At 63.0% G+C, this 25776-nt stretch carries 32 protein-coding genes and 1 tRNA gene; 15 read left to right on the forward strand and 18 right to left on the reverse strand.

Features of this window, described 5'->3' with window-relative positions; genetic code table 11:
- Window positions 1–74: 74 nt before the first annotated feature.
- Window positions 75–311 carry a hypothetical protein gene (locus RHP72_RS25195; RefSeq protein ID WP_371746406.1) on the reverse strand — a complete coding sequence of 79 codons (237 nt, stop codon included), beginning with the start codon at window positions 309–311 and terminating at the stop codon, window positions 75–77.
- 47 nt (window positions 312–358) lie between these two features.
- Entirely contained in the window at window positions 359–1894 is a 1536-nt protein-coding gene (locus tag RHP72_RS25200) for a LuxR C-terminal-related transcriptional regulator (RefSeq protein ID WP_311093969.1), read from the reverse strand.
- A 171-nt stretch (window positions 1895–2065) separates the two neighbouring features.
- Between RHP72_RS25200 and RHP72_RS25205 the strand changes: the two genes are divergently transcribed.
- From RHP72_RS25205 to RHP72_RS25230, 6 genes are all read left to right on the forward strand, one after another.
- Window positions 2066–2440: a PLDc N-terminal domain-containing protein gene (locus RHP72_RS25205; protein ID WP_007729621.1), complete on the forward strand. Its 375-nt coding sequence runs from the start codon at window positions 2066–2068 to the stop codon at window positions 2438–2440.
- On the forward strand, window positions 2437–2874 hold the full coding sequence (locus RHP72_RS25210; RefSeq protein WP_007729624.1) for a DUF6325 family protein: 438 nt from the start codon (window positions 2437–2439) through the stop codon (window positions 2872–2874). Before RHP72_RS25205 ends, RHP72_RS25210 begins: the two co-directional genes overlap by 4 nt.
- 1 nt (window position 2875) lies before the next feature.
- Window positions 2876–3184, forward strand: coding sequence for an SHOCT domain-containing protein (locus RHP72_RS25215; protein ID WP_007729626.1), 309 nt, complete (start codon window positions 2876–2878; stop codon window positions 3182–3184).
- 65 nt (window positions 3185–3249) lie between these two features.
- A complete protein-coding gene (locus RHP72_RS25220) occupies window positions 3250–4227 on the forward strand; it encodes a DUF1214 domain-containing protein (RefSeq protein WP_003940299.1) in 978 nt (325 codons plus the stop codon).
- A 27-nt stretch (window positions 4228–4254) separates the two neighbouring features.
- On the forward strand, window positions 4255–4668 hold the full coding sequence (locus tag RHP72_RS25225) for a phage holin family protein (protein ID WP_099698110.1): 414 nt from the start codon (window positions 4255–4257) through the stop codon (window positions 4666–4668).
- A 38-nt stretch (window positions 4669–4706) separates the two neighbouring features.
- Window positions 4707–5528, forward strand: coding sequence for a tyrosine-protein phosphatase (locus RHP72_RS25230; protein WP_235867873.1), 822 nt, complete (start codon window positions 4707–4709; stop codon window positions 5526–5528).
- On the opposite strand, the gene RHP72_RS25235 is transcribed toward RHP72_RS25230, so the two are convergent.
- On the reverse strand, window positions 5515–6492 hold the full coding sequence (locus tag RHP72_RS25235; RefSeq protein ID WP_235867874.1) for a DMT family transporter: 978 nt from the start codon (window positions 6490–6492) through the stop codon (window positions 5515–5517). The genes RHP72_RS25230 and RHP72_RS25235 overlap by 14 nt on opposite strands.
- 34 nt (window positions 6493–6526) lie before the next feature.
- Between RHP72_RS25235 and RHP72_RS25240 the strand changes: the two genes are divergently transcribed.
- Entirely contained in the window at window positions 6527–7105 is a 579-nt protein-coding gene (locus tag RHP72_RS25240) for a TetR/AcrR family transcriptional regulator (protein ID WP_047272072.1), read from the forward strand.
- A gap of 51 nt (window positions 7106–7156) precedes the next feature.
- On the opposite strand, the gene RHP72_RS25245 is transcribed toward RHP72_RS25240, so the two are convergent.
- The gene (locus tag RHP72_RS25245; protein ID WP_099698126.1) at window positions 7157–7783 is read right to left on the reverse strand and encodes a TetR/AcrR family transcriptional regulator; all 627 of its coding nucleotides are present in this window, start codon (window positions 7781–7783) and stop codon (window positions 7157–7159) included.
- A gap of 89 nt (window positions 7784–7872) precedes the next feature.
- Between RHP72_RS25245 and RHP72_RS25250 the strand changes: the two genes are divergently transcribed.
- Window positions 7873–8334, forward strand: coding sequence for an SRPBCC family protein (locus RHP72_RS25250; protein WP_003940411.1), 462 nt, complete (start codon window positions 7873–7875; stop codon window positions 8332–8334).
- Window positions 8335–8336: 2 nt separating this feature from the next.
- Here RHP72_RS25250 and RHP72_RS25255 read toward each other — a convergent pair whose 3' ends face one another.
- The 3 genes from RHP72_RS25255 to RHP72_RS25265 form a co-directional block, all read right to left on the reverse strand.
- Window positions 8337–8984 (reverse strand): TetR/AcrR family transcriptional regulator, encoded by a 648-nt coding sequence (locus RHP72_RS25255; protein ID WP_256082592.1) that lies wholly within the window; start codon window positions 8982–8984, stop codon window positions 8337–8339.
- A 97-nt stretch (window positions 8985–9081) separates the two neighbouring features.
- Window positions 9082–9843 carry an SDR family NAD(P)-dependent oxidoreductase gene (locus RHP72_RS25260; RefSeq protein WP_003939707.1) on the reverse strand — a complete coding sequence of 254 codons (762 nt, stop codon included), beginning with the start codon at window positions 9841–9843 and terminating at the stop codon, window positions 9082–9084.
- A 73-nt stretch (window positions 9844–9916) separates the two neighbouring features.
- Window positions 9917–11062 carry an acyl-CoA dehydrogenase family protein gene (locus tag RHP72_RS25265; protein ID WP_007730036.1) on the reverse strand — a complete coding sequence of 382 codons (1146 nt, stop codon included), beginning with the start codon at window positions 11060–11062 and terminating at the stop codon, window positions 9917–9919.
- A gap of 140 nt (window positions 11063–11202) precedes the next feature.
- Between RHP72_RS25265 and RHP72_RS25270 the strand changes: the two genes are divergently transcribed.
- The 3 genes from RHP72_RS25270 (at window position 11203) to RHP72_RS25280 (ending at window position 13890) form a co-directional block, all read left to right on the forward strand.
- Window positions 11203–11811, forward strand: coding sequence for a TetR/AcrR family transcriptional regulator (locus tag RHP72_RS25270; protein ID WP_030536572.1), 609 nt, complete (start codon window positions 11203–11205; stop codon window positions 11809–11811).
- Window positions 11812–11837: 26 nt separating this feature from the next.
- Window positions 11838–12416: a hypothetical protein gene (locus tag RHP72_RS25275; RefSeq protein ID WP_311093970.1), complete on the forward strand. Its 579-nt coding sequence runs from the start codon at window positions 11838–11840 to the stop codon at window positions 12414–12416.
- A gap of 61 nt (window positions 12417–12477) precedes the next feature.
- A complete protein-coding gene (locus RHP72_RS25280; protein ID WP_064688129.1) occupies window positions 12478–13890 on the forward strand; it encodes an FAD-binding oxidoreductase in 1413 nt (470 codons plus the stop codon).
- An 8-nt stretch (window positions 13891–13898) separates the two neighbouring features.
- Here the strand turns inward: RHP72_RS25280 and RHP72_RS25285 are convergent, their stop codons facing one another.
- Together RHP72_RS25285 and RHP72_RS25290 are read right to left on the reverse strand one after the other, a co-directional pair.
- Window positions 13899–15140 (reverse strand): RNA polymerase sigma factor, encoded by a 1242-nt coding sequence (locus tag RHP72_RS25285; protein ID WP_064687766.1) that lies wholly within the window; start codon window positions 15138–15140, stop codon window positions 13899–13901.
- A 6-nt stretch (window positions 15141–15146) separates the two neighbouring features.
- Window positions 15147–15491 (reverse strand): YciI family protein, encoded by a 345-nt coding sequence (locus tag RHP72_RS25290; protein WP_003939718.1) that lies wholly within the window; start codon window positions 15489–15491, stop codon window positions 15147–15149.
- Between the two features lie 140 nt (window positions 15492–15631).
- Here RHP72_RS25290 and RHP72_RS25295 point away from each other — a divergent pair, with 140 nt between their 5' ends.
- Window positions 15632–16108, forward strand: coding sequence for a DUF309 domain-containing protein (locus RHP72_RS25295; RefSeq protein WP_209447989.1), 477 nt, complete (start codon window positions 15632–15634; stop codon window positions 16106–16108).
- The gene (locus RHP72_RS25300; RefSeq protein ID WP_003940076.1) at window positions 16108–16746 is read left to right on the forward strand and encodes an LON peptidase substrate-binding domain-containing protein; all 639 of its coding nucleotides are present in this window, start codon (window positions 16108–16110) and stop codon (window positions 16744–16746) included. Before RHP72_RS25295 ends, RHP72_RS25300 begins: the two co-directional genes overlap by 1 nt.
- 6 nt (window positions 16747–16752) lie before the next feature.
- Here RHP72_RS25300 and RHP72_RS25305 read toward each other — a convergent pair whose 3' ends face one another.
- The 4 genes from RHP72_RS25305 to RHP72_RS25320 are packed head-to-tail and all read right to left on the reverse strand — an operon-like array spanning window position 16753 to window position 20516.
- On the reverse strand, window positions 16753–17568 hold the full coding sequence (locus RHP72_RS25305; protein WP_042446953.1) for a mycofactocin-coupled SDR family oxidoreductase: 816 nt from the start codon (window positions 17566–17568) through the stop codon (window positions 16753–16755).
- A 58-nt stretch (window positions 17569–17626) separates the two neighbouring features.
- On the reverse strand, window positions 17627–18253 hold the full coding sequence (locus RHP72_RS25310) for an LUD domain-containing protein (RefSeq protein WP_311093971.1): 627 nt from the start codon (window positions 18251–18253) through the stop codon (window positions 17627–17629).
- Window positions 18250–19770 carry a LutB/LldF family L-lactate oxidation iron-sulfur protein gene (locus tag RHP72_RS25315; protein ID WP_311093972.1) on the reverse strand — a complete coding sequence of 507 codons (1521 nt, stop codon included), beginning with the start codon at window positions 19768–19770 and terminating at the stop codon, window positions 18250–18252. The genes RHP72_RS25310 and RHP72_RS25315 overlap by 4 nt, the downstream gene beginning before the upstream one ends.
- On the reverse strand, window positions 19767–20516 hold the full coding sequence (locus RHP72_RS25320; protein WP_003940529.1) for a (Fe-S)-binding protein: 750 nt from the start codon (window positions 20514–20516) through the stop codon (window positions 19767–19769). Before RHP72_RS25320 ends, RHP72_RS25315 begins: the two co-directional genes overlap by 4 nt.
- Window positions 20517–20614: 98 nt before the next feature.
- Here RHP72_RS25320 and RHP72_RS25325 point away from each other — a divergent pair, with 98 nt between their 5' ends.
- A complete protein-coding gene (locus RHP72_RS25325; protein ID WP_311093973.1) occupies window positions 20615–21325 on the forward strand; it encodes an FCD domain-containing protein in 711 nt (236 codons plus the stop codon).
- Between the two features lie 54 nt (window positions 21326–21379).
- A tRNA-Met gene (locus RHP72_RS25330) sits at window positions 21380–21453 on the forward strand.
- A gap of 97 nt (window positions 21454–21550) precedes the next feature.
- Here the strand turns inward: RHP72_RS25330 and RHP72_RS25335 are convergent.
- Genes RHP72_RS25335 through RHP72_RS25355 form a run of 5 tightly spaced genes read right to left on the reverse strand, consistent with a single transcriptional unit; the run spans window position 21551 to window position 25775 of the window.
- Window positions 21551–22177: a TenA family protein gene (locus RHP72_RS25335; protein ID WP_042446961.1), complete on the reverse strand. Its 627-nt coding sequence runs from the start codon at window positions 22175–22177 to the stop codon at window positions 21551–21553.
- The gene (locus RHP72_RS25340) at window positions 22174–22926 is read right to left on the reverse strand and encodes a glutamine amidotransferase (RefSeq protein WP_003939869.1); all 753 of its coding nucleotides are present in this window, start codon (window positions 22924–22926) and stop codon (window positions 22174–22176) included. The genes RHP72_RS25335 and RHP72_RS25340 overlap by 4 nt, the downstream gene beginning before the upstream one ends.
- Entirely contained in the window at window positions 22919–23968 is a 1050-nt protein-coding gene (locus RHP72_RS25345) for a phosphotriesterase (RefSeq protein ID WP_039973132.1), read from the reverse strand. The genes RHP72_RS25340 and RHP72_RS25345 overlap by 8 nt, the downstream gene beginning before the upstream one ends.
- Window positions 23965–25008 carry an ABC transporter permease gene (locus RHP72_RS25350; protein ID WP_003939698.1) on the reverse strand — a complete coding sequence of 348 codons (1044 nt, stop codon included), beginning with the start codon at window positions 25006–25008 and terminating at the stop codon, window positions 23965–23967. Before RHP72_RS25350 ends, RHP72_RS25345 begins: the two co-directional genes overlap by 4 nt.
- Window positions 25005–25775 (reverse strand): ATP-binding cassette domain-containing protein, encoded by a 771-nt coding sequence (locus RHP72_RS25355; RefSeq protein ID WP_003939830.1) that lies wholly within the window; start codon window positions 25773–25775, stop codon window positions 25005–25007. The genes RHP72_RS25350 and RHP72_RS25355 overlap by 4 nt, the downstream gene beginning before the upstream one ends.
- Between the last annotated feature and the right edge of the window lies 1 nt (window position 25776).

The raw sequence follows: 25776 nt of genomic DNA on the forward strand, positions 1-25776 counted from the left end.
AGCCACCTCCGAAAGAACATCCCGACCGAGCGATCGCTCGGTATCAGCACTCTCGCACACGCCGACGCGTCGGGTCAACAATCCTCGAGCATTGCCTCGCCCTGATCGAGCCGGCCGGCAACCACCATGTCGCGGTACAGATCGTCCTTGTCCATGAGCTCGTCATGGTTGCCGATGTTCCGGATCCGACCGTCTTCCATGACCACGATCCAGTCGGCGTCACGCACCGTCGAGAGCCGGTGAGCGATAGTCACCACGGCCCCGGTGCGCGCACGTTCGTTCGGACTGGGTGCAGAACCTGCTGTGGTCACTGCTCTACACGTCGATGGACTACGTGAACCGCGGTTCCGGGACGCGACTACAAGCCTTGGATCTGACGGTTCGCAGCCTCCGCCGCGGAATTGCCCCCGACCCCGCGGTCTAGGTTGTCGGCTGCTTGAACAGCGGCACGCCGTTTGGTCACGCCTAGTTTGCGGTAGATCGAGCGAATGTGAGTCTTCACAGTGGGATAGGCGATTCCGAGGTGCGCAGCGATCTCGTCTGCAGTCATCGTAGTTCGCAGAAAAGTGAGGATCTCTTTCTCACGTTCCGTCAGGACTCCGGCGAGTTTGGCAGAGAGCTGGCCCCGTTTTTCCAGAATCGTGCGCAGGAGCTCCTGGTGTCTCGACCCCTGTGTTGCGTGCGCGTTCAACAGATCGACGATTACCGGATCGCCGCTCAGAAATGGGGCGAGAATCCGCTCGGGGATTGCTTCCGCCAGCGCACGATCCAACTGCTCGTGTGCCTGCGGTCCACGCCCGGCGACGGAGCTCAGGGCGGCAGTCGTGACAAGGGTGCTCACCAGCGCATATCGGGGCAGCGCGGCCGAGGTTGCCAACCGAAGCGCCTGAGCTGACGGTTCCGGATCCCCCATGACTCGGTAGAGCTCCGCGAGAAGCGCGTGAGCGACCGCAGCACCTGTTCTGGTCAGCGTGGGCATTGCGATGCGGCGAGCTTGCTCGTCCTGTCCTTGAGCGTGGGCGAGCCAGGCCGTGGTGACGCGCCGCAGCGTATCCCAAGGAATGCCGTGCTTGTCCGCAGTGCTCACGCCTCGCAGCAGACGAGCGGCGTTGTGGTACCGGTCTTCCCGGTTCAGAGCGATCAGGCTCATCACCAGGTACAGACGGGCGAGCGCCTCGAAATTGGTTCCGGGGCTGCCCTCCTCGATGATCGAATCGAACTGAGCGATCGCCTCCTCGAAGTCGCCACGCCAGTAGGCGATGCACCCCCGATTCGACTGTGGGAGCCCACCTTCGAAGCGTTCCCAATCGGACGCCACCTCTCGCGCAGGAAGGCCGTCGAGGATCTGTTCGGCTTCCGTGAATGCTCCCGCGTGGGTCAGCGCAAAGGCCAAGTTGGACTGTGCAAGACGCAATGTCTCCGTGCGCGACTGCAACTGCGCCTCGTCGCCGGCGGAGCGAAGTAGCGCGATGGCACGAGGAAGGTCACGACGAAGCCTGACCTCGGTCCATCCGAGGAGGAAAAGCGCGGACGGGTAATCGTCCTCGGGCTCGCACTGGGCGAGCGCGTGACGCGCGCGATCGGCGATGACGGCCTTGGTCGAGGTGTCCGGAGCGAGCAGCAGGTCGGTGAAGCAGACGACAAAATCGTCGGACGCCACCCGCAGACCCTGCCCGCGGAGAAACTCAGCGCCGTACGGATCACCGCTGAGATCGCGGCAGCACGCTCGTATCAGCAGGATGTGCGGATCGTGGGGATCGGGATGAGCAAGGCAGAGCTGCTCGAGTTCCCTGGTGTGAGATTCGAGAATCAAACGAAGCCAGTTTTTCCGCAGGACTCGTCGAGCCTGCTCCGCCTCACCAGAGGCGAGTGCGTCACGCACGGCTTCGATCATGTGTCGAAGATACTCGAGACGTTCGATGTCCGTGGAAATCCGGTCTCATCCGCTTCGGATTAGGCCGCGATCGAAGCCCGCCGATACCGGTGAGAATTGCCGGAATCAACCGAAATGCGTGAGTCAGCGGAATACCGTGTGCGCAGGCCTTACACGAAACGGATAAGACACATGAGCTTCTGGGAAAGCCTCGGCTGGATGCTGTGGGCGACCGTCTTCATCGGATATCTCTTCGCACTGTTCGCGATCATCGCCGACCTGTTCCGCGACCACAAGCTGAACGGCTGGTTGAAGGCCGTTTGGGTGTTCTTCCTGCTCTTCCTACCGATCCTGACCGCCCTCGTCTATCTCGTCGCCCGCGGCGAAGGGATGACGGAACGCAGCAACAAGGCCGCACGCGACGCCGAGAAGGCCGCCGAATCGTATATCCGCGAGGTCGCGGGGAAGAGCCCCAGCGAGGAGATCGCCGCAGCCGCAGCACTGCTCGAAGCCGGAGCGATCAGCGAGGACGAGTTCGCCGCACTCAAGCTGAAGGTCCTCTCGTGAGTGCCGCGCGTTTCGGCCCCGTCGACTTCTACCTTCTCGGCCTGCCTGGGCAGAGCCTCGACCCGGCCGCGCTCTCCGCACTGACCGACCTTACGGATACCGGCCTGGTGCGGCTGCTCGATCTGATCGTCATCTCCAAGTCCGAGGACGATGAACTCACCCTCATCGAAGTCGAGGAGTTGCCGAACGGCTTCGAGATCAACGTCGAGATGCTCGGCGCGTCCGGTCTGCTCGGGCATGAGGACATCACCGAACTCGCGGCAGCCATTCCCACCGGCGCTGCAGCGCTGCTGGTCGCGCTCGAGCTGGTCTATCAGCGCGAACTCGCCGCCCGCACCGCTGCGTCAGGCGCGGTGCTACTGGGTTACGAGCGGATACCCGCACCCGTCGTCAATGCCCTCATGGACACGATCATCCCGAAATTGGAGGTCTGACATGCCGTACATCCCGAGACGAGGCCGCCCCGGACTGCTGGGCCTCGCCGCCCGCACCGCGGTCGTCACCGGTACCGCGACCGCCGTCAGCGACGGTATGGCCACCCGCCGGCAAAGGAGAGCTCAGGCCGACTACGAGCAGGCGCAGTACGAATTCGCCCAGCAGCATGCCGCACTCCCGATGCCCACACCCGCACCCGCGGCCCCGGTCGATCTCGTCGCCGAGTTGCAGAAACTCGGCGACCTCAAATCACAAGGCCTGCTGAGTGACGCCGAGTTCCAAGCCGCGAAAGCACGACTGCTGGGCTGATTCACCCCGACGGGCCATGGATTACCGCGCCCGCTTCCGTACCCCGACACCGATTGGAACCCACTATGTCCACGATCGCCGTCAACGTCCTGAACTTCAATCGGGCAGAGTCCGATCTCATGTTCGCTCGCCTGGCCGCGGGCGTCGGCCTGGGCACGTGGAACCACACTCGTGATCTCGGGTCACTCGACAACCAGCCGATCATCCGCCAGAACCGCGACACTCTGTACAGCAGCGCGATCATCGACGTGCGCGAGAACGTCACCATCACGGTGCCCGATACCGGCGAGCGCTACATCTCCGTGTGGGTGGTCAGTCAAGATCACTTCGGTCCCGTCATCCTGCGCGACCCGGGAGAGCACCTGCTCACGCGTGAATTGGTCGGGACCGACTACGCCGCACTGATCGTGCGCATCCTCGTCGATCCGAACAGCCCCGAAGACGTCGCCGAGGTGAACCGGTTGCAAGACGCCCTCAACATCGACGGCGGCGGAACGGGAGAGTTCCCGTTGCCCGACTACGACGAGCAATCGCAGACCGAGACCCGCGACGCACTCCTCGCACTCGCGCGTGGCATCACCACGTACGACCATTCATTCGGTACCGCTGCGGAAGTCGATCCGATCAGGCACCTGCTCGGTACCGCATCCGGCTGGGGTGGCCTTCCCGAGTACGAGGCCACCTACGTCAACTTCGACGAACGTCTCCCGGTCGGGGAATACCGTCTCCGCCTGAACGATGTTCCCGTGGATGCGTTCTGGTCGGTCTCGCTGTACAACGCGGCCGGATACTTCGAAGAGAACGCTCTGGGCGTCAACAGCATCAACAGCCTCACGGCCACCCCAGACTCCGACGGCAGCACCACCATTCGCTTCGGGGTCCATCTCGACGGCGTCGCGAACGCACTGCCCATCATGCCCGGGTGGAACTACGTACTGCGCCTGTACCGCCCCCGTCCCTCCGTGCTCGACGGCACCTGGACGGCGCCTCGTCCCGAAGCCCTGCAGCAAAGCGTTCCCCACGCACACACCACTCTCGGGTGACTCGACCTGATCACGGAGGTACAAGCCATGCGTCTGTTATTTCAGCTCATTTCGCAATGTGTTCTCGGCGCGATCGCGCTGATCGTCGTGCATTTTGCTCTTCCCGGGGTCAGCCTGAGCGTGAACGGCTTCTTGGCCGTTATCGGTGTATTCACCCTCGCACACATGATTCTCGGCCCATTCGTGCTCAGCGTGGCACTGCACTACGCGGCTCCGCTCGCGGGTGGTGTCGGCTTGGTCGCCACACTGCTCGCGCTCTGGGTTGCGACCCTGGTCCCCGACGGTATCGAGATCAGCGGCGTCGGGTCCTGGATCCTCGCCCCGATCATCGTGTGGGTGATCACGGCATTGGGAGGGTGGATCTTCATGGCCCTCGTCATCGACAAGTGGATCAAGAGACGCAATGCCGAAAAGCTCGTGCGCAGTGTGCAGAAGGCATGAATGATCAGTTCGGAAACGGAACCCACAAGGAGTCAGCCATGCCAACTCACCCGCTCGATCGCCGCGTTCTCCTGAAGTCCGCTCCGAACTTCCGGGACCTCGGTGGCATTCCTGTTGCGGACGGCACCGTCCGCGCGGGCGCGCTCTATCGTTCGGCGACTCTGGCGAAACTCGACGGCGACGACCTTGCCGCGGTCGCCGACTTGGACGTCCGGACGGTATACGACCTGAGGACCGCCGCAGAGCGCGACGGCGCACTCGACAATCTCCCTGACTCGACGCGCACAGTCTGGCTCGACGTACTTGCCGACAATGCCCAAAACGCCGCGGCCACTGGACTACTCATGACGGACCCGGTCGCATACGCCGAGACCATCAGCGACGGACGTGGGATCGCACAGATGGAGGAAGCCAACCGCAACTTCGTCAGCCTGCCGTCCGCTCTCGACGCCTATCGCACGTTCTACCTCGACCTCATCGACGAAAAACGCACCGGGGCAGCACTTTTCCACTGCACCACCGGCAAGGATCGAACCGGGTGGGCCGCGACCTCTTTCCTACTCCTCCTCGGGGCCGACGAAGCCGATGTACGCGCCGACTACCTGGAGACGAACACCGATCTGGCTCCCATGACAGAACCGATCCTCGACTTCGCCGCGAGCAAAGGCGTTGACGCAGAAGTGCTACGACCCCTCCTCGGAGTCCGTGACAGCTATTTCGACGCAGCTCTCGACGAAATGCGCACGCACTTCGGCACCGTCGAGGACTACGCAATCAACGGACTGAAGCTCACCGCAGAGCAACTCACCGCGCTCCGCGAGCGGTTCACATCCCGATCGGCCTTCATCAGCGCGACGTGATCGAAGCTCTCGCCGGGCAGGAATCCGTGCCCTCGTCCTGCTTCTTCGGGCGATTGCCCACCCGGGTGACCACGACGACGGCGACGATGCCCACCGCCAAGCCGAGCGCGGTGAACGGAGTGAAGGATTCTCCGAACATCAGTGCGCCCCAGACCGCGGTGACGGGGGCGATCAAGAACATCAGGGTGTTGACGGACGTAATGCCGATGCGGCGGAGCAACAACCAGTACAGCCCGTAACCACCGAAGGTGGACAACACGATCAACCAGAGCAACGCGATCCAGAATGTGCTGATACTCGGCGGTACGGCAGCATCCGAGACGATCGCCAGAGTTGTGAAAACTATTGCGCTGGTTGAGCAGTGGATGGCCAAAGCCTGCAGTGGCGGTGTAGACGTGGGAGCGCGTTGCTGGACGAAGGTGGATGCAACCAGGCTGAGCATCCCCAGGAACGGAATCGCGTACGCCCACCACGGCGCCGATGTACCGGCCCCGGCATCGGCTGCCGTGACCATCGCGACGCCGCCCATTCCGATCGCCAACCCGACCCACTGCATACGCGGGACTGCGACACCGAGGACCGGACCGAGCAGCGCGGCAGCCACCAGCGGCTGAATACCGTCGATCAGCGCTGTGGTTCCGGTGTTCACCCCGAGATCGACTGCCCAGTACACCGACAACAGGTAGCCACTCTGGGAGAGCATCCCGATCACCACCTGCCTGCCGAGAGCCCGCGGTGTGGGCATCGTGTTCCGGCGCCGGGCGGAGAGCCAGACAATCGGGAGCAGTACCACCGCGAGCGGGAGAAAACGCCACATCAGCAGTGTGGGGACCTCGGCACTGCCGGCGCCGAGTTTGGCCCCGATGAATCCCGAACTCCAGCACGCGACGAACAGGACCGACAAGGTAGCCGTCACGGCAGATCTCGAGGTCACGATCCGAGGTATACCGATCTGTTTACTCATGAGCCCGACTATACAGATCGGTATACTTTTGTCCATGGCAGAGGAATCCACACCCGAATTGACTCCGAAAGCGCGTCGCATTCTGGAGTCTGCGTCGAAGCTGTTCTACGAAAAGGGGATTCATGCCGTAGGCGTGGATACCGTCGCACTGGACGCCGGGGTCACGAAGAAGACTTTGTACGAACGGTTCGGCTCGAAAGACGGTCTCGTCGTGGAATACCTGAGGGCTCGAGATCGGCGGTGGCGAATCTTTCGCGACGAGAAGCTCGCATCAGCCGGAGCTAGCCGCGCCGAACAGTTGAGTGCGGTATTCGACGCTTCCGCCTCCTGGTCCAAGGCGAGCGGAGGCAAGGGGTGCAGCATGATCAACGCGCACGCCGAGTTCAGCGATCACTCACATCCGGTGTTCGCTGTCATCGCCGAACAAAAGCGGGAGATGTCAGACCTTTTCCGGCGCATTCTGGCGACGGACGGACTAGCCGACGAACGTCTCGTCGAGGCAATCATGCTGCTTCACGAAGGTGCCCTCGTCGCAGACGGGATCGGTATCGGCACCGACCCCTTCGGTGCCGGCCGGAACGCAGCGCTCGAATTGCTCAAAAATTCAGACTGATTCGCGCAGTTGCGTCAACAGATCACTCCCCCATCCGCTTCGCCCCCACAGTCACTCCCTCACCCGCTTCGCCCCCACCATCCGACGCGCTATCTCCAGATACCTCTCCACCAACTCGTCCGGAGACAACTCACCGTCCGCTCGGTACCAGACCGCGACGGCGACGCACATCGTCACCACGGCTCGGCTGGCGTCCTCGGGATGGTCGGCTTCGAACACGCCCGAGGCGACGCCGTCGAGGACGATCCGGTCCACCTGCTTCTGCTGTTCGTCGCGCTGGGCGATGTAACCAGCCCGGCTGTCGGGCTCCATGCTGCGGATCTCGGAGGAGGCGACGAACGACTGCTCGCGTCGAAACATGTGGAACCGCAACAGAGATTCGATCACCGCGTCGAAGCGATCAGAGGGATCGTCCCCGGCATCGAGTTCGGCGGCGCGGCTTCGCTCCAACAACTCCGTCATCACAACGGTCGCCAGACCGATCAGCAGAGCCTGCTTGGACGGGTAGTGGTGGTAGAGCCCCGGCACCGACAGCCCGGACCGCGACGCGACGTCACGGATCGAAGTCCCGTGATAGCCCTGCTCGACGAACGCCTCCAACGCCGCAGCGAGCGGTTTCGGTAGTCCCAGGTCTTCGTAATCGCGCCAGGACCCGCGTACCGGAAGCTCGTTCGTCATACCGATACCGTAGATCGCTCTTGCGCCGCCGCCGAACACGTCGGAGCCATTGGTTAGAGTCGGTGTTCACCGAAAGACAGGGACCAGTCATGATCCATGTTCGCCACACCGCGGTTGCTGCCGTGCCGGTTGATGTCGCCTTCGACTACATCGACAACTACCGCAATGTCCCGACGTGGATGTTCGGTGTTTCCGAGTTCACCCCGTTCGGAGAGTTCGATCAGGGACTCGGCGCCACGTTCGACGCGGCCATGCAGATCGGGCCGAGCACGTTGCGCTCCAAACTCGAGGTCACCGAGTGGGAGAAGAATCGGATCATCAAGCTGTCCTCGCTCGGCGGTGTATCCAACTCGTCCACGTGGGAGTTCGCCGCGATCGACGATTCCAAGACCGAGCTTTCCGTCGACTTCGCCTACAAACTGCCCGGCGGCATTGCCGGCAAGGCACTCGGCCGATTGATCGGGCCGTTCGTCGAAAACGCTGTCAAGAACAGCGAGGAAACACTGCGCCACAGCCTCGAGGAGCAGTTCGCGGCCCGCGGCGAAGGCTGAAACTACCCGCGGTCGCCTTCGAGTCCCAGCGCGTTGGCCCACACCTGAGTAGCCGTCTTGACGACGTCCTCGAACGGGACGGGGTTGCCGTCGGCGCCAGGTTCCTCGGAGACGAATGAACTGTAGGCAAGACGGCTCACCATCGCCGACAGTGCTCGGGAAGCCAACAGCGGGTCCAACGAGGCGTCTGCCTTGCCAGCTGCTTGCAAGCGTTCGATGGCTCGGGCATTGCGAGAAATGAAGGTCTCGGCTCGGTCCCGACGCAGTTTCGCGAAGGCCGGGTCGATGTGCGATACCTGCTCGAGTAGGCCCATGAGTTTGGCGTTGCGGCGAAAAGCCGTCAGGTAGGCACGGTTGCTCGATTCGAGGACCGCATACGGATTGTCGACGTCGCGGACCCGTCCCATGCCTGGGTGCAGCATGTCTTCCTGCGCGACCTCGAGAACTGCGGCGAAGATCTGCTCTTTGTTGTCGAAGTAGGTGTAGAACGTGCCGGTGGAGCAGTTCGCTTCCTTGGTGATGTCCGTGAGACGGGCGTCGAGATACCCTGCGCGCTCGAACACCGTTCGAGCCGCTGCGACCAGAGAAGCCCTGGTCCGGACGCCGCGGGCAGTCACCGGCAGGTCACGCAGAAGCTCCGTCGCAGCCATGGATGGTGGCGGACGGTCTTCCCAGTTCTCCTGAGGTTCGGCGCGAGAGGTCACCAGCTACTTATACGGCAAAGCCGGCGACATCTCGGCATCGGCGTCAGGTGATGGTGATTCCTCCGTCGACGGCGATGGTCTGACCGGTGACGTATCCGCCGGCCTCGGACGCGAGCCACACCATGGTGGCCGCGAGCTCTTCCGGATCGCCCATGCGGCCGAGGATCAGGCGCGGAGCCATCGCGTCCAAGTAACCGTCGTTGTATTGGTCTGTCATTTCCGACTTGAAGAAGCCGGGCGCGATCGCGTTGACGCGAATGCCCTTGCGCGTTCCCCACTGCTGTGCGAGGTCGCGGGTCAATCCGACGACGCCTGCCTTGCTCGCCGCATAGGCGGCCTGCGGGAGTCCGGCGGTCGTCAATCCGAGAATGCTCGAGATGTTGACGATGGAGCTGCCCGGGAGCATGACGCGGCCGCAGGCCTGCGCTGCCCAGTAGGACCCGTTGAGGTTGATGTCGATGACGGCGCGGAACTGGTCCGGGGTCTCGCGGGTCGCCGGAACGGCAGTTCCGACGCCGGCATTGTTGACCAGCACGTCCACGCGGCCGAACTTCTCCATCGCGGCGTCGACCATGTTCTGAGCCTGAGCCGGATCGACGATGTCGGTGGCCACGCACAATGCTTCGCGGCCTGCGTCACGCACGAGCTTGGCCGTGTCTTCGAGCTTGTCGACGCGGCGAGCAGCGAGGACGACGTCCGCGCCGGCCTCTGCTGCGGCTTTCGCAAACGCCACCCCGAGGCCCGACGACGCACCGGTCACGATGACCACTCGATCGGTCAGAGAGAACTTGTCGAGAACAGACATGCGCGGTGATGCTCCTGTGTCGTCGGGTTCGGGAAGTGGCGGTTGCAGTGACGTATCGACTGCAGTTGCGAAATTACAGGCCGAGATCGCGGCCGATGAGTTCCTTCATGATCTCGTTGGATCCGGCCCAGATCTTGGTGACGCGGGCGTCCATCCACGCGCGAGCGGCGCGGTACTCGGTCATGAAGCCGTAGCCACCGTGCAACTGAACGCAGTGATCGAGGACCTCGTTCTGCACCTGCGCGGTCCACCACTTAGCCTTGGCGGCGTCGATGGCGGTCAGCTCGCCGGCAGCGTGTGCCGCGACGCAGTTGTCGACGTAGGCCTGGGTGACCTCGATGCGGGTGACGAGATCCGCGAGAAGGAATTTGTTCCACTGCAACGAGCCGATCGGCTGACCGAAAGCCTTGCGGTCCTTGGCATATTGCAGCGTCTCTTCGAGGATCGGAGCGGCGTGCGCGATGTTGGACACCGCAGCGCCGACGCGCTCCTGCGGCAGCATTTCCATCATGTGGATGAAGCCGCGGTCGATCTCACCGATGATGTTGGTGGACGGCACGCGAACGTTCTCGAAGAACAGTTCGGCGGTATCGGACTCGTGCTGGCCGACCTTGTCGAGCTTACGTCCGCGCTCGAAGCCTTCCATGCCGGTCTCGACGGCAAAGAGGGTGATGCCCTTGGACTTCTTCTCGGGACTGGTCCGAGCCGCCACGATCACGAGGTCGGCGTTGTAGCCGTTGGTGATGAAGGTCTTGGAGCCGTTGATGATCCAGTCGTCGCCGTCCTTGACCGCAGTGGTCTTGAGCGAGGCGAGGTCGGATCCACCGGAAGGCTCGGTCATGCCGATGGCCGTCAGCATCTCACCGGTGCAGAACTTGGGCAGCCAACGCTGCTTCTGCTCTTCGGTGGTGAGCTGAACGAGGTAGGGAGCAACGACGTCGGCGTGAATGCCGAAGCTCGAGGCAACAGCCGCACTGGCGCGCGAGAGCTCTTCGGCCAGAACCGCGTTGAAGCGGTAGTCGCCGGCTTCGCTTCCGCCGTACGCCTCCGGAACCTCGAGTCCGAGGAAGCCGTTGCGTCCCGCTTCGAGCCAGATTTCACGATCGATGAAGCGCTGGTCGATCAGCTTCTCTGCGACCGGAAGGATGTTCCGGTTGACGAATTCGCGAGCAGATTCGCGAAATGCCTCGTGATCGGGTCCGTACAGAGTGCGACGCATGACGAGTTGCTTCCTTTCGGCGTGGCAAAGCCACACGTAACGATGTTCCTAAGCATTCGCTTAGAATCTAAGCACCTGCTTATAGTGAATCGAGAGCGGGATATTGTCAACATCGAAATCCGTCACACCTGGAGGAAACCGTGAGCGATTCACCTGACGTGGTGATCAGCCCCTCCAAAGCTGCGGCCCGTATCCGCGCGGCAGCCGTGGACGCTTTTGCCTCTGCCGGCTACGGCGGCACCACCACCCGTGACATCGCCGCGCGACTCGACATGAGTCCCGCCGCCATGTACCCGCACTACCGCTCGAAAGAAGAACTGCTTTTCGCGATCAGCTTCGAAGGCCACACCGAAGCGTTGAAGGTGGTCGAGGGCGCCGACCGACCTGGTGAAGAACCGTCCGTTCGTTTGCAGGAACTGATCAGCACCTTCGCCAGTTGGCAGGCCGGGCACCATTCACTCGCTCGCGTTGTCCAGTACGAACTCACTGCCCTCACACCAGAGCACTACCGAACCGTCGTCGCGCTTCGCCGCAGCACGACGCGGGTGGTCCGGGAGGTTGTCGATGCCGGCGTGCAGTCGGGCGATTTCACGATCCCCGATGCCGAAGGCGTCACCCTCGCCTTGATGTCCCTGTGCGTCGACGTGTGCCGCTGGTTCCCGGCCGGCAACTACACGAATCCGGAAGACATCGGAAAACTGTACGGAGACCTGGCATTGAGGATGGTGGGCGCCGCCCGAATCAGGTGACGCCGACCGCAGAAAGGACTCGGCCAGTGGCCAACCGCACCTATCTCTACTCGACCCCTGTTGCCCCGCATGAGAATCCGGCTGCCGCTCGCACCCGTGGACTCCAAGGAATCTCGGAGTGGTCGTACGCGATACCGCTGGTCCCCCGGATCCTTGTGTCCGTGAATCCGCTCCCCCGCCAGTCGATCATCTGGGACGACACCCCCGACCTGATCGCGGTCACCGCGCCCTGTGGTCCTGGTATCGCCCGGCTCGAAGACTTCCTCGGCCGCATCGATCACCCCGCACTCGGCACGATGGCCGGCGATGCGCTGCGTTTCCTGCACAGCCAAACCGAACCCGACCACTACTTCGTCCTCGAGTGCGGCGAGATCTTCGACATGGACGACGAACCGTTCGCCGAACAGGGCGCGGCCCTGATGGCCGGTCTGGCGGACATCGACGCCGAGATGGAAGCGGCGCTGGCCACACTCGCACCCGCCAAGCCGCGCTTCTGGGAGCGACTGTTCACGCCTACTCAGGAGAGCGTCGAGGAACCGCTACGCGAGCTCGGCCTCGGTTACTGGTCCGAGACCCTGTACTTCGATCTCGACGTCCCGCGATAGGCGAACCGAGCATCCATCGGTTTCAGACCAGTTGGTCCGCAAACAGGTACCCTCGGATTTCGTGTCCGACTACGCCACCGATCTGCCAACCGCTGCGTCCACCGTCCTCGGCGGTTGGGGTCGCACAGCCCGAACTACCTCGCATGTCGTTTCGACTCCTGATGTAGAGGCGATCGCAAAGGCCGTCGCCCGCGTCGCAGACGACAACGCGGACAAGCCGTTGCACCTCCGACGTGGAGTCATCGCTCGTGGCCTGGGCCGGTCTTACGGAGACAACGCGCAGAACACCGGCGGCTTGGTCATCGACATGACGGCCTTCCGTCGAATTCTCAAGATCGATGCCGAGTCCCGTCTCGTGGAGATGGACGCGGGAGTCTCTCTCGATCAGCTGATGCGCGCGGCGCTACCATTCGGTCTCTGGGTACCGGTACTCCCCGGAACACGCCAGGTAACCATCGGCGGAGCGATCGCCTGCGATATTCACGGCAAGAACCACCACACCGAGGGCAGCTTCGGAAATCATGTCCGCTCGATGGATCTGCTCACTGCTGACGGAAGTATCCGAACACTGGAGCCGCAAGGCCCGACATCCGAGCTCTTCTGGGCTACCGTCGGCGGGATCGGACTGACCGGGATCATCCTGCGCGTCACCCTCGAGATGACACCGACCGAAACGGCGTATTTCGCCAACGACGGCGCTCTGACCGCGAGTCTTGATGAAACCGTCGCTTTTCACAGCGACGGCAGCGAAGCCGACTACACGTATTCGAGCGCCTGGTTCGATGCAGTCAGTGCGCCGCCGAAGCTCGGCCGGGCCTCGATCACGCGTGGTTCGTTGGCGACCGTCGACCAGCTTCCGCTGAAATTGCAGAAGAATCCGTTGAAATTCGATGCGCCACAACTGTTCACGACACCGGATGTTTTCCCCAACGGCTTGATGAACAAGCTTTCGGCGTCAGCGATCGGCGAGTTCTACTACCGCACCGGCGGCAACTACGTCGGGAAGGTGCAGAACCTGACGCAGTTCTACCATCCGCTCGACCTCATCGGTGAGTGGAACCGTGCCTACGGGTCCAAGGGATTCCTGCAATACCAGTTCGTGGTGCCCGTCGACGCGGTGGACGAATTCAAGAGCATCATCCGCGATATCCAGCGTTCGGGACACTACTCAGCTCTCAACGTCTTCAAACTTTTCGGCGAGGGAAACGCAGCGCCACTGAGCTTTCCGATGTCCGGGTGGAACGTCGCCTTCGACTTCCCGATCAAGTCCGGCCTGGGTGAGTTCGTCGCCTCCCTCGACAAACGGGTACTCGAATTCGGCGGTCGCCTCTACACCGCCAAGGACTCTCGGACTACCGCAGCAAGCTTCCACTCGATGTATCCGCGAATCGACGAGTGGATCCAGATACGCAGAAATATCGATCCGACAGGTGTTTTCGTGTCCGACATGGCCCGAAGACTCGAATTGGTCTGAGGAGCCGATCAGTCCGAGATCTCACCCAACCGACGCTCCAGGTAGGCCCGCTCCGGTTCCGTACCAACGAGTTTCAGAGCTTGTCGGTACGCGGATGCCGCTGCGTCGGTGCGCCCCAACCGAGCAAGTAGTTCGGCTCGTGCAAGGTGATACGGATGGTAGTCGGCAAGTTTGGGCTCCGCTGCCAGTTCCTCCAGCGCAGTCAGCCCGACTTCCTCGCCGTCGCGCATCGCCAACGCTACTGCCCGATTGACGGCCACGACCGGCGACGGAGTCAGCGTGAGGAGCACTCCGTAGAGAGCGCAGATCTGTGGCCAGTCGGTGCTCTCCACATCGGCGGCCTCGTCGTGCAATGCGGCGATGGCGGCCTGCACCCCGTACGGCCCCGGCGCTCCCCCGGTCAACGCGACTACGACGAGGTCGCTGCCTTCCTCGATCATCGGCTGGTCCCAAAACCCGCGATCCTGGTCTTCGAGGAGCACGATCCCGCCGGCGGCGTCGGTACGGGCATCCCGACGCGCGTGGACGAGAAGCATCAATGCAAGCAACCCGGCGATCTCGCGCTCATCGGGAAGCAATGCGCGCAAGATCCTCGCCAGCCTGATCGCCTCCACCGCCAGGTCGACGCGTTGCAGATCCGGACCCGAACTCGCTGCGTACCCCTCGGTGAACACCGAGTAGATCACCTGCAGAACACCGGGCAAACGTTCCGGGAGTTCTTCGGCGCTGGGAGTGCGGAAGGGAATCCGAGCCTGACGGATTTTCTTCTTCGCGCGCACGATCCGCTGCGCCATCGTCGCCGAAGGAACGAGGAAGGCCCGAGCGACTTCGGGCGTCGTCAACCCGCCGAGGCAACGCAAGGTGAGTGCGATTCGGTCGTCCTCGGCCAGCGCTGGGTGCGAGCAGGTGAAGAACAGCTGCAACCGCTCGTCGGGAAGTTCTCCGTCGACCGTGGGCGGCGCCGGGTCGGCACGATCGGCGTCCACCTGCATCACCGCCAATCGCGCCGCATAGGCCTGATCACGACGAAGCCTGTCGACGGCTTTACGACGCGCCGTGGTCAGCAGCCAGGCGCCCGGTTTAGCCGGCACTCCGTCCACGGGCCAGTGCACCAACGCGGCCTCGACGGCTTCGGAGGTGACTTCCTCGGCCAGATCCAGATCACCGAAGCGGCGGACGAGCGAGGCCAAGAGTCGTCCGCGTTCCTCCCGGAACACTGACTCGATGGAGTTCTCGGCCTGCTCGTCCACGGCGAATCAGTCCCCGAACCCGGCCAGTGGACGCACCTCGACGCTGCCGCCGTCGCGCGCGCCGGGGCACCGCGCGGCCCAGGAAAGCGCCGCATCCAGATCGGGAACGTCGATGACGTCGTAGCCGCCGAGGATTTCACGGGTTTCTGCGAAGGGTCCGTCGGTGACAGTCTTTTCTCCGGACTGCGAGACCCGAACCGTCGTCGTTGTCGTCAGGTCGGCGAGGGCATCGCCGGACACCCAGATCCCGGCATCCTTCATTTCCTTGTCGTATTGCTGCCAGTCCTCGAACGTGCACTGGGGTTCGGTGTCTCCGCCGGGTGCGGTGTAGATGAGCAACATGTACTTCATGACTGACTCCTTGGTCTGTTGTTTTTCTTGCGGCTTTCTTGCCTTACAACATGACGACGAACGGTTCTCCCCGGAATCGACAGGCGACTCGAAAAAACTTTTGGCGAGTTCGTCCGGGGCGCTGCCGTTAGGCTGAGTGTATGACCGAACGCGACCGGGACGCCGCTGGGAAACCCCTCAATTCGCGGCCCCGTGACGGACTCGGACGTCCACTGCCACGCGACGCAGCGGGCGGTGTCCCGCGCATTCCGGACGATGTACGCCTGCCACCAGACGAGTCGATCACCGAGGCTCAGCGCCTCCTCGACCACGGCATGCCTTTCCATGCACACGAGATTCTCGAAGGAACGTGGAAAGGCGCGCCGCCCGAGGAACGTGACCTGTGGCAGGGACTGGCTCAGCTGGCCGTCGGGCTCACCCATCTGCTTCGGGGCAACAACACCGGCGCCGTCTCACTCCTCGGCCAGGGTCACGACCGCATCAGGCACTACGAGGTCGAGAGTCCGCACGGCCTCGATATCCCCGGTCTACTGACGTGGTCCGAACACCTGCTCGCCGAAATCGATCGCCCCGGCGATTTCCCCGCCCCTCCGATTCCGAGGTTGAGAATCCCCTGATGCCCATCTTCCCCATGTTTCCGCTCGGCTCCGCTTTGCTACCGGGTGAGGTGTTGCCCCTGAACATCTTCGAACCTCGGTATCGCGCACTGGTCGAGAACGTTCTCGAAGCTGCCGACGGCCCACTGTTCGGAGTCGTGCTCATCGCTCGTGGCCACGAGGTCGGTGGCGGCGAATCACGTCACGACGTCGGCACTCTGGCTCGGATCGAGTCTCATGTCGCCATGGGTGCCGGGCGGTATCAGTTGTATTGCCGGACCGAAGACCGCATCCGGGTCAATCGATGGCTGCCAGACGATCCCTACCCACTTGCCGAGGTCGAATTGTGGCCTGACGAGAACAACGGAACACCAGTCACTGCTTACGAATACGACTCGCTCCTCGAGCGCATCGAGTTCATGTACGGAATGCTGGGAAAGCTCGCACTTCGGGCCGGCGAACAGACTCCGCGAATGCCCGTCCCACCGGATCCCTTGGATCCGCTGGGTTCTCGGCTGTATGCCCTCGCCAGGAGCATTCCAATGGGTGACGCCGATCGCCTGGCGATTTTGACCGCGCCAGGCGCCGACGAACGTATTCGCACACTCTCGGAGGCAGTCGAGAACACCATCGAGGTCGCGCAGTTCAATCTCCTCTGAGCGCAACTACGCCATCGTCTGACCCATGTCGATGACGATCTTCGTCCCGGTGACCGCGCGGGAGAGGTCCGTCGCGAGGTAGACGACGGCGTTGGAGATGTCCTCGACGGTGGTGCGCGGGACGGACGTGAGCGGCCACTTGTACGAGTTCATGTACTCCGGATGAGTAGTGAGCACTTTACCCACGTTGGGATCGTTACCCATCTCGGTCTCCACCGCGCCAGGGTGGATGCTGTTGACTCGAATGTCGAAGCTTCCCAATTCCGTTGCAGCAGTGCGAGCCAAACCCACGAGGCCGTGCTTGGCCGCCGAGTAGTGCGCGCAGCCGGGCGCTTCGGCGACGCCGGCAGCACTGCTCACAATCACGATGGAACCACCGTTGCCGGCTTCGATCATTGCAGGAACCGCAGCTGTCATCGTGCGCCAGACACCATTGAGATTGATGTCCACCAGCGTCGACCACTGCTCTTCAGGCATCTCCCAGAAACGGTTCCACGTAGCGATGCCCGCATTGGCAATCACGACGTCGAGGCGACCGAACTTGTCGACGCCCGACGCCACCGCCGCACGCAGTGCCTCGAGGTCACGGACGTCCGCTACAGCGGTGACGATCTCGCGCCCCTCCGCTCGCACGAGACGAGCCGTTTCTTCGAGGTCGGCTTCAGTCGCGGCCGCGTAACCCACGTCTTCGGACACCGACGCGCACACGTCGACAGCGATGACGTCTGCACCTTCCTGCGCGAGTCGAATCGCGTGATTGCGTCCCTGACCCCGCGCTGCACCGGTGATGAAAACGACCTTGCCTGCCAACAGTTGTGTCATGGCCGGGACGTTAGACGCTGATGTGGCCCGCTGCCTGCGAGTTCCCGCTCGACGGGAATCAACCGTCGACGATGACGACGTGAAGATTCCTCGGACCATGGACACCTTCGACGCGCTCGAGTTCGATGTCGGAGGTCGCCGACGGGCCGCTGATCATGGTGGTGGGGCGCTCCGGTGTCAGATTCGCAATCGCCTCCGGCACTCCCACTTCCACACTGCTGCGATACACGACGCAGATGTGTGTGTCCGGTACCAGTGTCAACGCACGGCGTCCCTGCGATGGACCGGCGTCGAGGAAGATGGTGCCGGTTTCGGCGCACGCTACCTTCGAGCCGGTGACAACGGCGTCGAGGTTCTCGAGTTCAGGAGCCGGTACGTCCGGGCTGTCCACCACCAGCGTTCCGTCGAATCCGGCTACCCATGATCGGTCGAGGCCGGCGGGGATCCCCAGAGTGTGTAGTCCGTGCTCTCTCACTATTCCGGTGACGGCCTCAGCGATTTCTGTTGCAGCGCAATGGTGAACGTGCGCCTTGTAGTCCACCAGACGGTCGACGAACAAATCGATGAGTTCCTCGTCGGACATGGTTCTGCCAGTCCGGTAGTTTCGCGGTATCTCGCCTTCGCGGGCGGGCGCCAAGGTGATGGCATCAAGAATGCGTCCGAGCACCACCTCACGTGAATTCATCTGTCCGCCTTCCCGCCACGACGAGCCTCGTCCAATGCCGCGCGGCCTTCGTCGGAGTCCCACCAGGATCGGAAGGTCTGCTTGGGCGGTGCGGGAATGTCTCTGGCAGCTGTCCAACCGTTCAATGGAGGTGGCAACGTAGAGATCTTCCCTTTCCTGCCGGCCACGACGCGTCCGAGCCCGGCAGCTTTCTGAGCCAACGTCCACCGGCCCTCGGTCGACATCGCCAGAGAGGCGGCTTTCATCGCCAAAGACTCTGCTGTGACACCGGATTGCTCGACCTTCTGGTGCCGCAATTCGACGAGCAGCGAGGGTATGTCGATCTTGACCGGGCAGGCGTCGAAGCACGCACCGCACAGACTCGAGGCAAAGGGAAGCGTCGAGTTGGGATCGTCTTTGCCATGCATGCCCGCGAGCTGCGGAGTCAGCACCGCGCCGATCGGTCCCGGATAGGTCGATCCGTAGGCGTGACCGCCGGTGCGCTCGTAGACCGGGCACACGTTCAGACACGCCGAGCACCGTATGCAGCTCAGGGCTTCCCTCCCGATCTTGTCGGCAAGCGCGGCAGTCCGACCGTTGTCGAGGAGGACCAGGTGGAACTCCTGTGGACCGTCGTCGGGCGTGACGCCGGTCCACATGGAGGTGTACGGGTTCATCCGCTCCCCCGTCGAGGACCGCGGCAGCAGTTGCAGGAAGACCTCCAGATCCTGATACGTCGGCAGAATCTTCTCGATGCCCATCACGGTGATCAGTGTTTTCGGCAGCGTCAGGCACATTCGCCCGTTGCCCTCCGACTCCACGACGGTCAGAGTGCCCGTGTCCGCGATGCCGAAATTGGCGCCGGAGACGGCGACCGGCGTCGTCATGAACTTGTGGCGCAGAAACTTTCGTGCAGCAGCGGCAAGTTCGGCCGGGTTCTCCCCGAGGTTCGGATCGACATCTGGCATCTCTCGAAGAAATATCTCGCGAATCTCGGACCTGTTGCGATGGATCGCGGGAACCAGGATGTGCGACGGTTTGTCGTGGCCGAGTTGGACGATCAATTCCGCGAGATCGGTCTCGTAGGCGGTGATTCCGTGGGCTTCGAGATGCTCGTTGAGACCGATCTCCTGCGTGGCCATCGACTTGACCTTGATGACCTCGTCGGAGCCGGTGGCTTTGACAAGTTCGGTCACAATGGCGTTGGCCTCGTTGGCATCCGCCGCCCAATGCACCTGCCCACCGCGCGCGATGACTGCAGCTTCGAACTGTTCGAGCAGTTCCGGCAACCGCGCCATGACGTCGGCCTTGATCGCCGAACCCGCATCACGCAGGTCTTCCCAATCGGGAAGCTCTCCAGTCACGTTGATGCGCTTGGCACGGATGGTGTGCGTCGCCTTGCCGATATTGCGTCGCTGTTGCGCGTTGGCCAGCTCGTGATGTGCTGCGACGGGGAATTTCTCAGTACCTCGCAGGAACCCTGCACCCTCGGGCGACCTCGGCGGGAAGCTGGGCAGACCCAGCGTCACAGCGCTCATGCGTGCACCCGGCTTTCCACCGACGCCAGAATCTCCGCGAGGTGAATGGTCTTGGCGCCCATCTGCAGTCGTGACATACCGCCGCCGATGTGCATGAGGCAGGACGAGTCTCCGGCGCTGCAGAATTCGGCGCCGGTGTCCGCAACGTGGCGAATCTTGTCCGCCAGCATGGCCGTCGAAGTCTCCGCATTCTTGATGGCGAAGGTGCCGCCGAATCCACAGCAGGAATCTGCTTCGGGGAGTTCGACCAGATCGATGTCGCGGACGTTGCGCAGCAACTGAAGTGGCTTGTCCCCTACCCTCAGCATCCGCAGTGAGTGACAGGTCGGGTGATAGGTGACCCGGTGCGGGAAGTACGCGCCCACATCGGTGACCCCGAGAACGTCCACGAGGAATTCGGAAAGCTCGTACGTCTTTGCCTTCACGGTCTGCACCTGTCCACACAGCGACGCGGTGCCGTAGCGCTCGGCGACGATCTCGTGTTGATGACGGACCGAGCCGACGCACGACCCCGATGGTGCGACAACGGCGTCGATCGACGCATCACCGAAGGTATCGGCGTAGTTCGCGACCAGCGGTAGTGCGCCCGGCTGATAGCCGGTATTGACGTGCATCTGCCCGCAGCAGGTCTGCCCGGACGGAAACACGACGTCGTGCCCGAGACGGGTGAGCAGGAGGGCGGTGGCCTTGACGGCGTCGGGAAACATCGTGTCCCCGATGCAGGTGGCGAACAGCGCTACTCGCATGTGGTTCCCCGCAATCTGTCAGTGTGGTCTGACCACAGTAATACATCCCCGTACAGGCCACCCCATAAACGGCGTCCACCCGGTTATGCTCTTGCCTCATGCCGACCGAGCCGAGCCCGCGAGCGTGGGAACAAGTACTGAGTCACCTCGAACGTCGGCTCGTTTCAGGCGAGGTGTCTCCTGGCCAGCGCCTGCCGGGAGAGAGAATTCTGGCAGCAGAGTTGGGCGTCGGACGGTCATCGGTCCGAGAAGCGTTGCGGGTCATGGAAGCACTCGGCCTCCTGAAGGCGCAGACTGGATCCGGCCCGACGTCCGGCGCGATGATCGTCGCCAAACCGACCGGCGGTATGACCATGCTGATGCGGATGCAGGTTGCAGCACAAGGCTTTCCGGTCTCGGATGTGGTGAAGACACGACTCGTTCTCGAATCCGAGGTGATGCAGTCCCTGGCATCGCGGACCCCGGCACCCGACCTCCGCGCGGCCGTCGAACTGCTCGACTCGATGGAGGACGCAGCTCTCTCGGCCGAGGAATTCTTGCTACTCGACGCACAGTTCCACATGGCGCTCGCCGACGCGGCGGGCAATCAGGTGATCGCAGCCATGATGACCGGCCTGCGCGAGTCCATCGAGGCCTACGTTCTCGCGGGCGTCCAGATCGACAGCTGGCCGAGCACCTGCAGGCGACTGCGTGACGAACACCGAGGATTGGTGGATGCGGTCAACGCGGGTGACGGCGAACTCGCACGTCAGCGCATAGTCGGCCACATCCGCGGTTACTACTCGGAAAGCGCGCACTCCGGCCGGTGACAGGGGGGTGGTAATTGCGCCTCCAGAAGTCGTGTACTGTTGGTTTCACACCGACGCGGGGTGGAGCAGCTCGGTAGCTCGCTGGGCTCATAACCCAGAGGTCGCAGGTTCAAATCCTGTCCCCGCTACAAAGAAGAGGCCCGTAGGTTGCGAAAGCGACCTACGGGCCTTTTGCTGTGCGCCTTTATTAACCGCCGGGGGTTAATAAAGGCGCACAGCAGTACCTCACACCACCACGTTGTGAAAATCGATCTCTGCGACCAGCATGCCGGAGAACCACCGATCCAGGTCCTCGTCGGTGACGGACTCGGGCATGGCGTCCACCTCGCACGCCAGCACCGCCACCTGAGACACGAACGGCGGAGCGACATGCATGTCCACCCAGTCCTGCAACGCTGGTTCGCGATCTACCTTCACTGCCGCCGCCTCCCGGCACCACGACAGATACAGGGTTTCCGCGGCGTACATGCCCACCAGCGCCGCCGCCCTGCCCTCTTCGCGAGCGAGGGCCAAGGCGTGCGTGGACAGCACGGCCGACTCCTCGACCAGCGCCGCTGCGTCACCCTCGTACGGGAAGCGGGAACGCAACTGCGCGAAATACTCGCGCTGCTCGCCCACCAGGTTCGACATCGACGTCACGTGGTCGAGCGCGTCGTCGAGCGTCGGGGATTCGGCGACCACCAACCCCAACACCTTGACGGCCGTCAGTACGAATGCCTCTTCGATCACGAGGTACCGGCGGAATCCCTCATCACTCAACGTCCCGCCGATGGTGTCCTCGATGAATGGAACCGCCCGCGCGGCAGCGAGATTACTCTGCTGCCGCGCGAGCAGGTCTGAGGAGCGACTCATTCGCCGGCGACCCAACTGATCAAGCCGTCGAACAGGTCGGTGTATCCGGGCCACTGCTCACAGAACTCCGGCGGAGCCCAGTGCGGCGAGCAGTCCGAGGTGAAGACGATCGACCGTCCGGCGCCGTATTCACCGGCAGCGACAAGCGGGTCGCCGTTGATGGTGGCGGGAACCACGGCACCGTCCTTCGCGACGACGCGGTTGTATCCCAGGAGCGCCGGCCAGGAATCGCCGGCACCACCGAGAGCCGGGTGAGCAGCATCGACGACGGTGGGGACGATCCCGGCCGGTGTCTCGACGCGATCGTCCTCGGCCAGCATCGTCACGGGCAGTACCTCGGCGATCGCGGTCTGGCGGAAAGCTGCTCGCGCCTGGAACCCGGAGAACGAGAGGTAACCACCGATCATCATCAGTGAGCCGCCGGCGTTCACCCAGTCACGTAGCGCGACAAGACGATCCTCGCCGGCGCGGAACTGGTCGAACACGCCGGGAGCCAACTGCAGCGAGTTCGCTCCGATGTCGGAGAGAACGACGACGTCGAACTGGGACAACGCTTCTGCTGTACCGGGGAACTGCGTCGGCACCAGGTGTGCGGGCATGTGTGTCACGTCGTGGCCACGTGAGGTGAGCGCATCCCGAAGCGGACCGACTCCCTCGACGTAGGAATGGACACTGAACTCGTCGACGCCCTTGACGTGCGTCGACGTCGTCATCCAGCTCTCGCCGGCGATCAGTACTCGTTTACCCATGACTGCTTCTGTTTCCTTTCGCGGCCTGCTCGAAGAGCGACCTCGGGTTGTCTCGCATCAACGCGGACACTTGCTGGGGATCTACGCCTGCGCGCACCAATCGGGCGGCGAAGGCGAGTGGTACGTAGGAGAATCCGTTTCCGCCGTGCTTTCTGAGCATTGATTTGAGGAAGAGGTCGTGACTGAGCAGGAGCTGTGATGCGTGACCGGAGGTGACCAATCCGGCTACCGCAGTGGCTGTTTCCGCCGGATGCGGCGAAAGACCCTCGCCGGGGAAATCGAACGGCATCCCGATCATGTCGAACTCGAGAAAGACACCGCGGTCGGCGAGCGATCGTTGGTAGTCGGCGTCGTGTCCGGACGGGTCCATGTGGCACAGGACCACTGCTTGCGGATCGACGCCCATCTCGTCGACCACGATGTCGACGACGTGATGTCCGACGCGCTGCCATCCCGGAAGGTGGACGAACAGGGGCACGTCCACCTCGCGCTGGGCGATGCATGCCGCCCTCAACGCTTTCGCCTCGTTCTGAGTGAAGAGCGGGGAGACTCCGATCTCCCCGATCACGCCAGGTGCCAATTCCTTTGCCGGATCGAACTCCTCGACGAGCGAACCTGCCAGATCGTCGACACCGAGTTCGTGGACCTCGACCGGATGGGTCGTCTCGAGGTACCACCCTGAACCCATGATCACTCGCACGTCTGACTTTCGCGAGAACTCCGCCAGCTTCTCCGGTGCCCGGCCCAGTCCCGGCGGTGTCAGATCGACGATCGTCCGACCACCGAGGCGGGCGAAGTCCGCAAGGTCTTCCACCACGGCCGATCCGTCGTCGACTCGACAATTGTCGAGACTGTAATACGGATTGTCGTGAAGAAGCCAGGCATCCTCGGCGCGTACCGGACCGGCCAACCGCTGTGCCACAACCGGATCCGGGGCCTCGGTGTACGCACCGGTGACGTCGTTGTGCAGATGTTCGTGTGGGAGAACCAGTCCGAGTTCCGAGCTGTCCACAGTTCCCGTGACAGTACGAACCTTGCTCATGAGCGTGCAGGCCCCGAGGGTGCGGACTGCAGGTGTCGCCACAGCGCGCTCAGGGTGTGTCCCCGCATGTTGATCCAGATGGCCAGTAGCAGAACGACACCGGTGATGATCGGTGTCAAGAACGGGCTCACGCCGAGCAGGGTCAGTCCGTTGGCGATGATTCCGGTCAGGACGGCGCCGATGACGGTACCGATCACGGTGCCGCGACCGCCGAAGAGGTTGGTGCCACCGAGAACCACCGCGGTGATCACCGTGAGCTCGAATCCCGTTGCGGAGTTGGCCGAACCCGAGCCCAGTCGAGCCGCGATCAGCAGGCCCGCGATACCGGCAGCCAAGCCGGTGAAGACGAGCGTCATCATGAGCACACGACGCGTGTTGACGCCGGACCGTCGCACGGATTCGACGTTGGATCCGATACCGGTGACGTAGCGCCCGAAGCGCATGCGGTTGAGCGCAATTGCTCCGATGACCACGACGACGAGAGCAATCCAGGCGCTGGCGGAGAACCCGAGGAACTCAGCAGTTCCGAGCTTCGCGAAGTAAGTGTCGGCCGGAACCGGAACGGAGAATCCTTCGGTCCGATACAGCGCGATACCGCGAATGACGGACATCGTCGCCAGAGTCACGATGAACGGCGGAATGCCCTGATAGGCAGCGAGCCATCCGTTGACCAGGCCCCAGGCCGCACCCATCACCGGGGCGGCGACGAAGACCAGGGACGAATCGACGCCGGCCTGGATAAGCTCGGCACTCATCGCCGCGACGAACGCGACGATCGCACCGACGGACAGGTCGATCTGACCTGCCGTGATCACGAAAGTCATCGCCACCGCGATGATCAGAACCGGAGCGATCTGGGTTGCCAGGTTCGACAGGTTCGTGAATGTCAGGAACGACGACGTGGTCGCCGAGAAGACGGCTGCGACAGCAACTGTCACCGCCAGCATCGCGAGGGTGGGCTTGTTGACGCTATCCCACAAGGAGGGTTTCGCGGCGAGCTTGCGCTCGATCGGCGCCTGGGTCTTCTCGAGAGTGGTCATGCCGTGGCTCCCTGTGTTGCTGCCGATGTCCGTTGCGGCACCGGAGTTCGAGTGATGAGTCCGACGAGGGACTCGATGTTGAGGTCGCCGATCGGAACGTCGTCGACACTCTGCCCCTCGTACATGACCGTGATTCGGTCACACACGCGGAACAGGTCCTGCAGGCGGTGTGTCACGAGAATGACGCCCACGCCGGCCGCTGCGACGTCCGTGATCAGCTTGAGCACCGACTCGACCTCGGCGACGGCAAGCGCTGCGGTGGGCTCGTCGAGGATCAGTACGTCTGGGCGGAAGGAGACTGCGCGGGCGATCGCGACGGTTTGCCGCTGTCCGCCGGACAGTTGCCCGATCTCCTGGTAGGTCGACTTCACCTTGACATGCAGGTCGGCAAGAATGTGAGCCGCCTTCTCGTGCATGGCATGCCGGTCGAGGAAGGGGCCTTTTCGCGGTTCTCTGCCGAGGAACAGGTTGCTGGCGACGTCCAGCGTGTCGCACAGAGCCAGATCCTGGTAGACGATTCCGATCTTTTTCTGCTGGGCGTCGAGAGGCGTCGAAAAGCGCACTGGTTCACCGTTGACGCGCATTTCGCCGCCGTCGTGCTGAACCGCACCGGCGAGAATCTTCATCAGAGTGGACTTACCGGCGCCGTTGTCGCCAACCACTCCGAGTACTTCACCCTTCGCCAGCCGAAGGTCCACTCCTTGAAGGGACTTCACCGGTCCGTACGACTTGGTGATGCCCGAGAGTTCGATCAGTGGAGGTGCCATG

It is taken from the genome of Rhodococcus sp. SG20037 (assembly GCF_031763325.1).
Taxonomy (GTDB): domain Bacteria; phylum Actinomycetota; class Actinomycetes; order Mycobacteriales; family Mycobacteriaceae; genus Rhodococcus_F; species Rhodococcus_F qingshengii.

Excerpts from the sequence above, each read along its gene's own strand:
- RHP72_RS25200 (WP_311093969.1), bottom strand. The coding sequence starts at position 1,894 with ATGATCGAAGCCGTGCGTGACGCACTCGCCTCTGGTGAGGCGGAGCAG.
- RHP72_RS25205 (WP_007729621.1), top strand. The coding sequence starts at position 2,066 with ATGAGCTTCTGGGAAAGCCTCGGCTGGATGCTGTGGGCGACCGTCTTC.
- RHP72_RS25215 (WP_007729626.1), top strand. The coding sequence starts at position 2,876 with ATGCCGTACATCCCGAGACGAGGCCGCCCCGGACTGCTGGGCCTCGCC.
- RHP72_RS25220 (WP_003940299.1), top strand. The coding sequence starts at position 3,250 with ATGTCCACGATCGCCGTCAACGTCCTGAACTTCAATCGGGCAGAGTCC.
- RHP72_RS25225 (WP_099698110.1), top strand. The coding sequence starts at position 4,255 with ATGCGTCTGTTATTTCAGCTCATTTCGCAATGTGTTCTCGGCGCGATC.
- RHP72_RS25230 (WP_235867873.1), top strand. The coding sequence starts at position 4,707 with ATGCCAACTCACCCGCTCGATCGCCGCGTTCTCCTGAAGTCCGCTCCG.
- RHP72_RS25235 (WP_235867874.1), bottom strand. The coding sequence starts at position 6,492 with ATGAGTAAACAGATCGGTATACCTCGGATCGTGACCTCGAGATCTGCC.
- RHP72_RS25240 (WP_047272072.1), top strand. The coding sequence starts at position 6,527 with ATGGCAGAGGAATCCACACCCGAATTGACTCCGAAAGCGCGTCGCATT.
- RHP72_RS25245 (WP_099698126.1), bottom strand. The coding sequence starts at position 7,783 with ATGACGAACGAGCTTCCGGTACGCGGGTCCTGGCGCGATTACGAAGAC.
- RHP72_RS25250 (WP_003940411.1), top strand. The coding sequence starts at position 7,873 with ATGATCCATGTTCGCCACACCGCGGTTGCTGCCGTGCCGGTTGATGTC.
- RHP72_RS25255 (WP_256082592.1), bottom strand. The coding sequence starts at position 8,984 with ATGGCTGCGACGGAGCTTCTGCGTGACCTGCCGGTGACTGCCCGCGGC.
- RHP72_RS25260 (WP_003939707.1), bottom strand. The coding sequence starts at position 9,843 with ATGTCTGTTCTCGACAAGTTCTCTCTGACCGATCGAGTGGTCATCGTG.
- RHP72_RS25265 (WP_007730036.1), bottom strand. The coding sequence starts at position 11,062 with ATGCGTCGCACTCTGTACGGACCCGATCACGAGGCATTTCGCGAATCT.
- RHP72_RS25290 (WP_003939718.1), bottom strand. The coding sequence starts at position 15,491 with ATGAAGTACATGTTGCTCATCTACACCGCACCCGGCGGAGACACCGAA.
- RHP72_RS25295 (WP_209447989.1), top strand. The coding sequence starts at position 15,632 with ATGACCGAACGCGACCGGGACGCCGCTGGGAAACCCCTCAATTCGCGG.
- RHP72_RS25300 (WP_003940076.1), top strand. The coding sequence starts at position 16,108 with ATGCCCATCTTCCCCATGTTTCCGCTCGGCTCCGCTTTGCTACCGGGT.
- RHP72_RS25305 (WP_042446953.1), bottom strand. The coding sequence starts at position 17,568 with ATGACACAACTGTTGGCAGGCAAGGTCGTTTTCATCACCGGTGCAGCG.
- RHP72_RS25310 (WP_311093971.1), bottom strand. The coding sequence starts at position 18,253 with ATGAATTCACGTGAGGTGGTGCTCGGACGCATTCTTGATGCCATCACC.
- RHP72_RS25315 (WP_311093972.1), bottom strand. The coding sequence starts at position 19,770 with ATGAGCGCTGTGACGCTGGGTCTGCCCAGCTTCCCGCCGAGGTCGCCC.
- RHP72_RS25320 (WP_003940529.1), bottom strand. The coding sequence starts at position 20,516 with ATGCGAGTAGCGCTGTTCGCCACCTGCATCGGGGACACGATGTTTCCC.
- RHP72_RS25325 (WP_311093973.1), top strand. The coding sequence starts at position 20,615 with ATGCCGACCGAGCCGAGCCCGCGAGCGTGGGAACAAGTACTGAGTCAC.
- RHP72_RS25335 (WP_042446961.1), bottom strand. The coding sequence starts at position 22,177 with ATGAGTCGCTCCTCAGACCTGCTCGCGCGGCAGCAGAGTAATCTCGCT.
- RHP72_RS25340 (WP_003939869.1), bottom strand. The coding sequence starts at position 22,926 with ATGGGTAAACGAGTACTGATCGCCGGCGAGAGCTGGATGACGACGTCG.
- RHP72_RS25345 (WP_039973132.1), bottom strand. The coding sequence starts at position 23,968 with ATGAGCAAGGTTCGTACTGTCACGGGAACTGTGGACAGCTCGGAACTC.
- RHP72_RS25350 (WP_003939698.1), bottom strand. The coding sequence starts at position 25,008 with ATGACCACTCTCGAGAAGACCCAGGCGCCGATCGAGCGCAAGCTCGCC.
- RHP72_RS25355 (WP_003939830.1), bottom strand. The coding sequence starts at position 25,775 with ATGGCACCTCCACTGATCGAACTCTCGGGCATCACCAAGTCGTACGGA.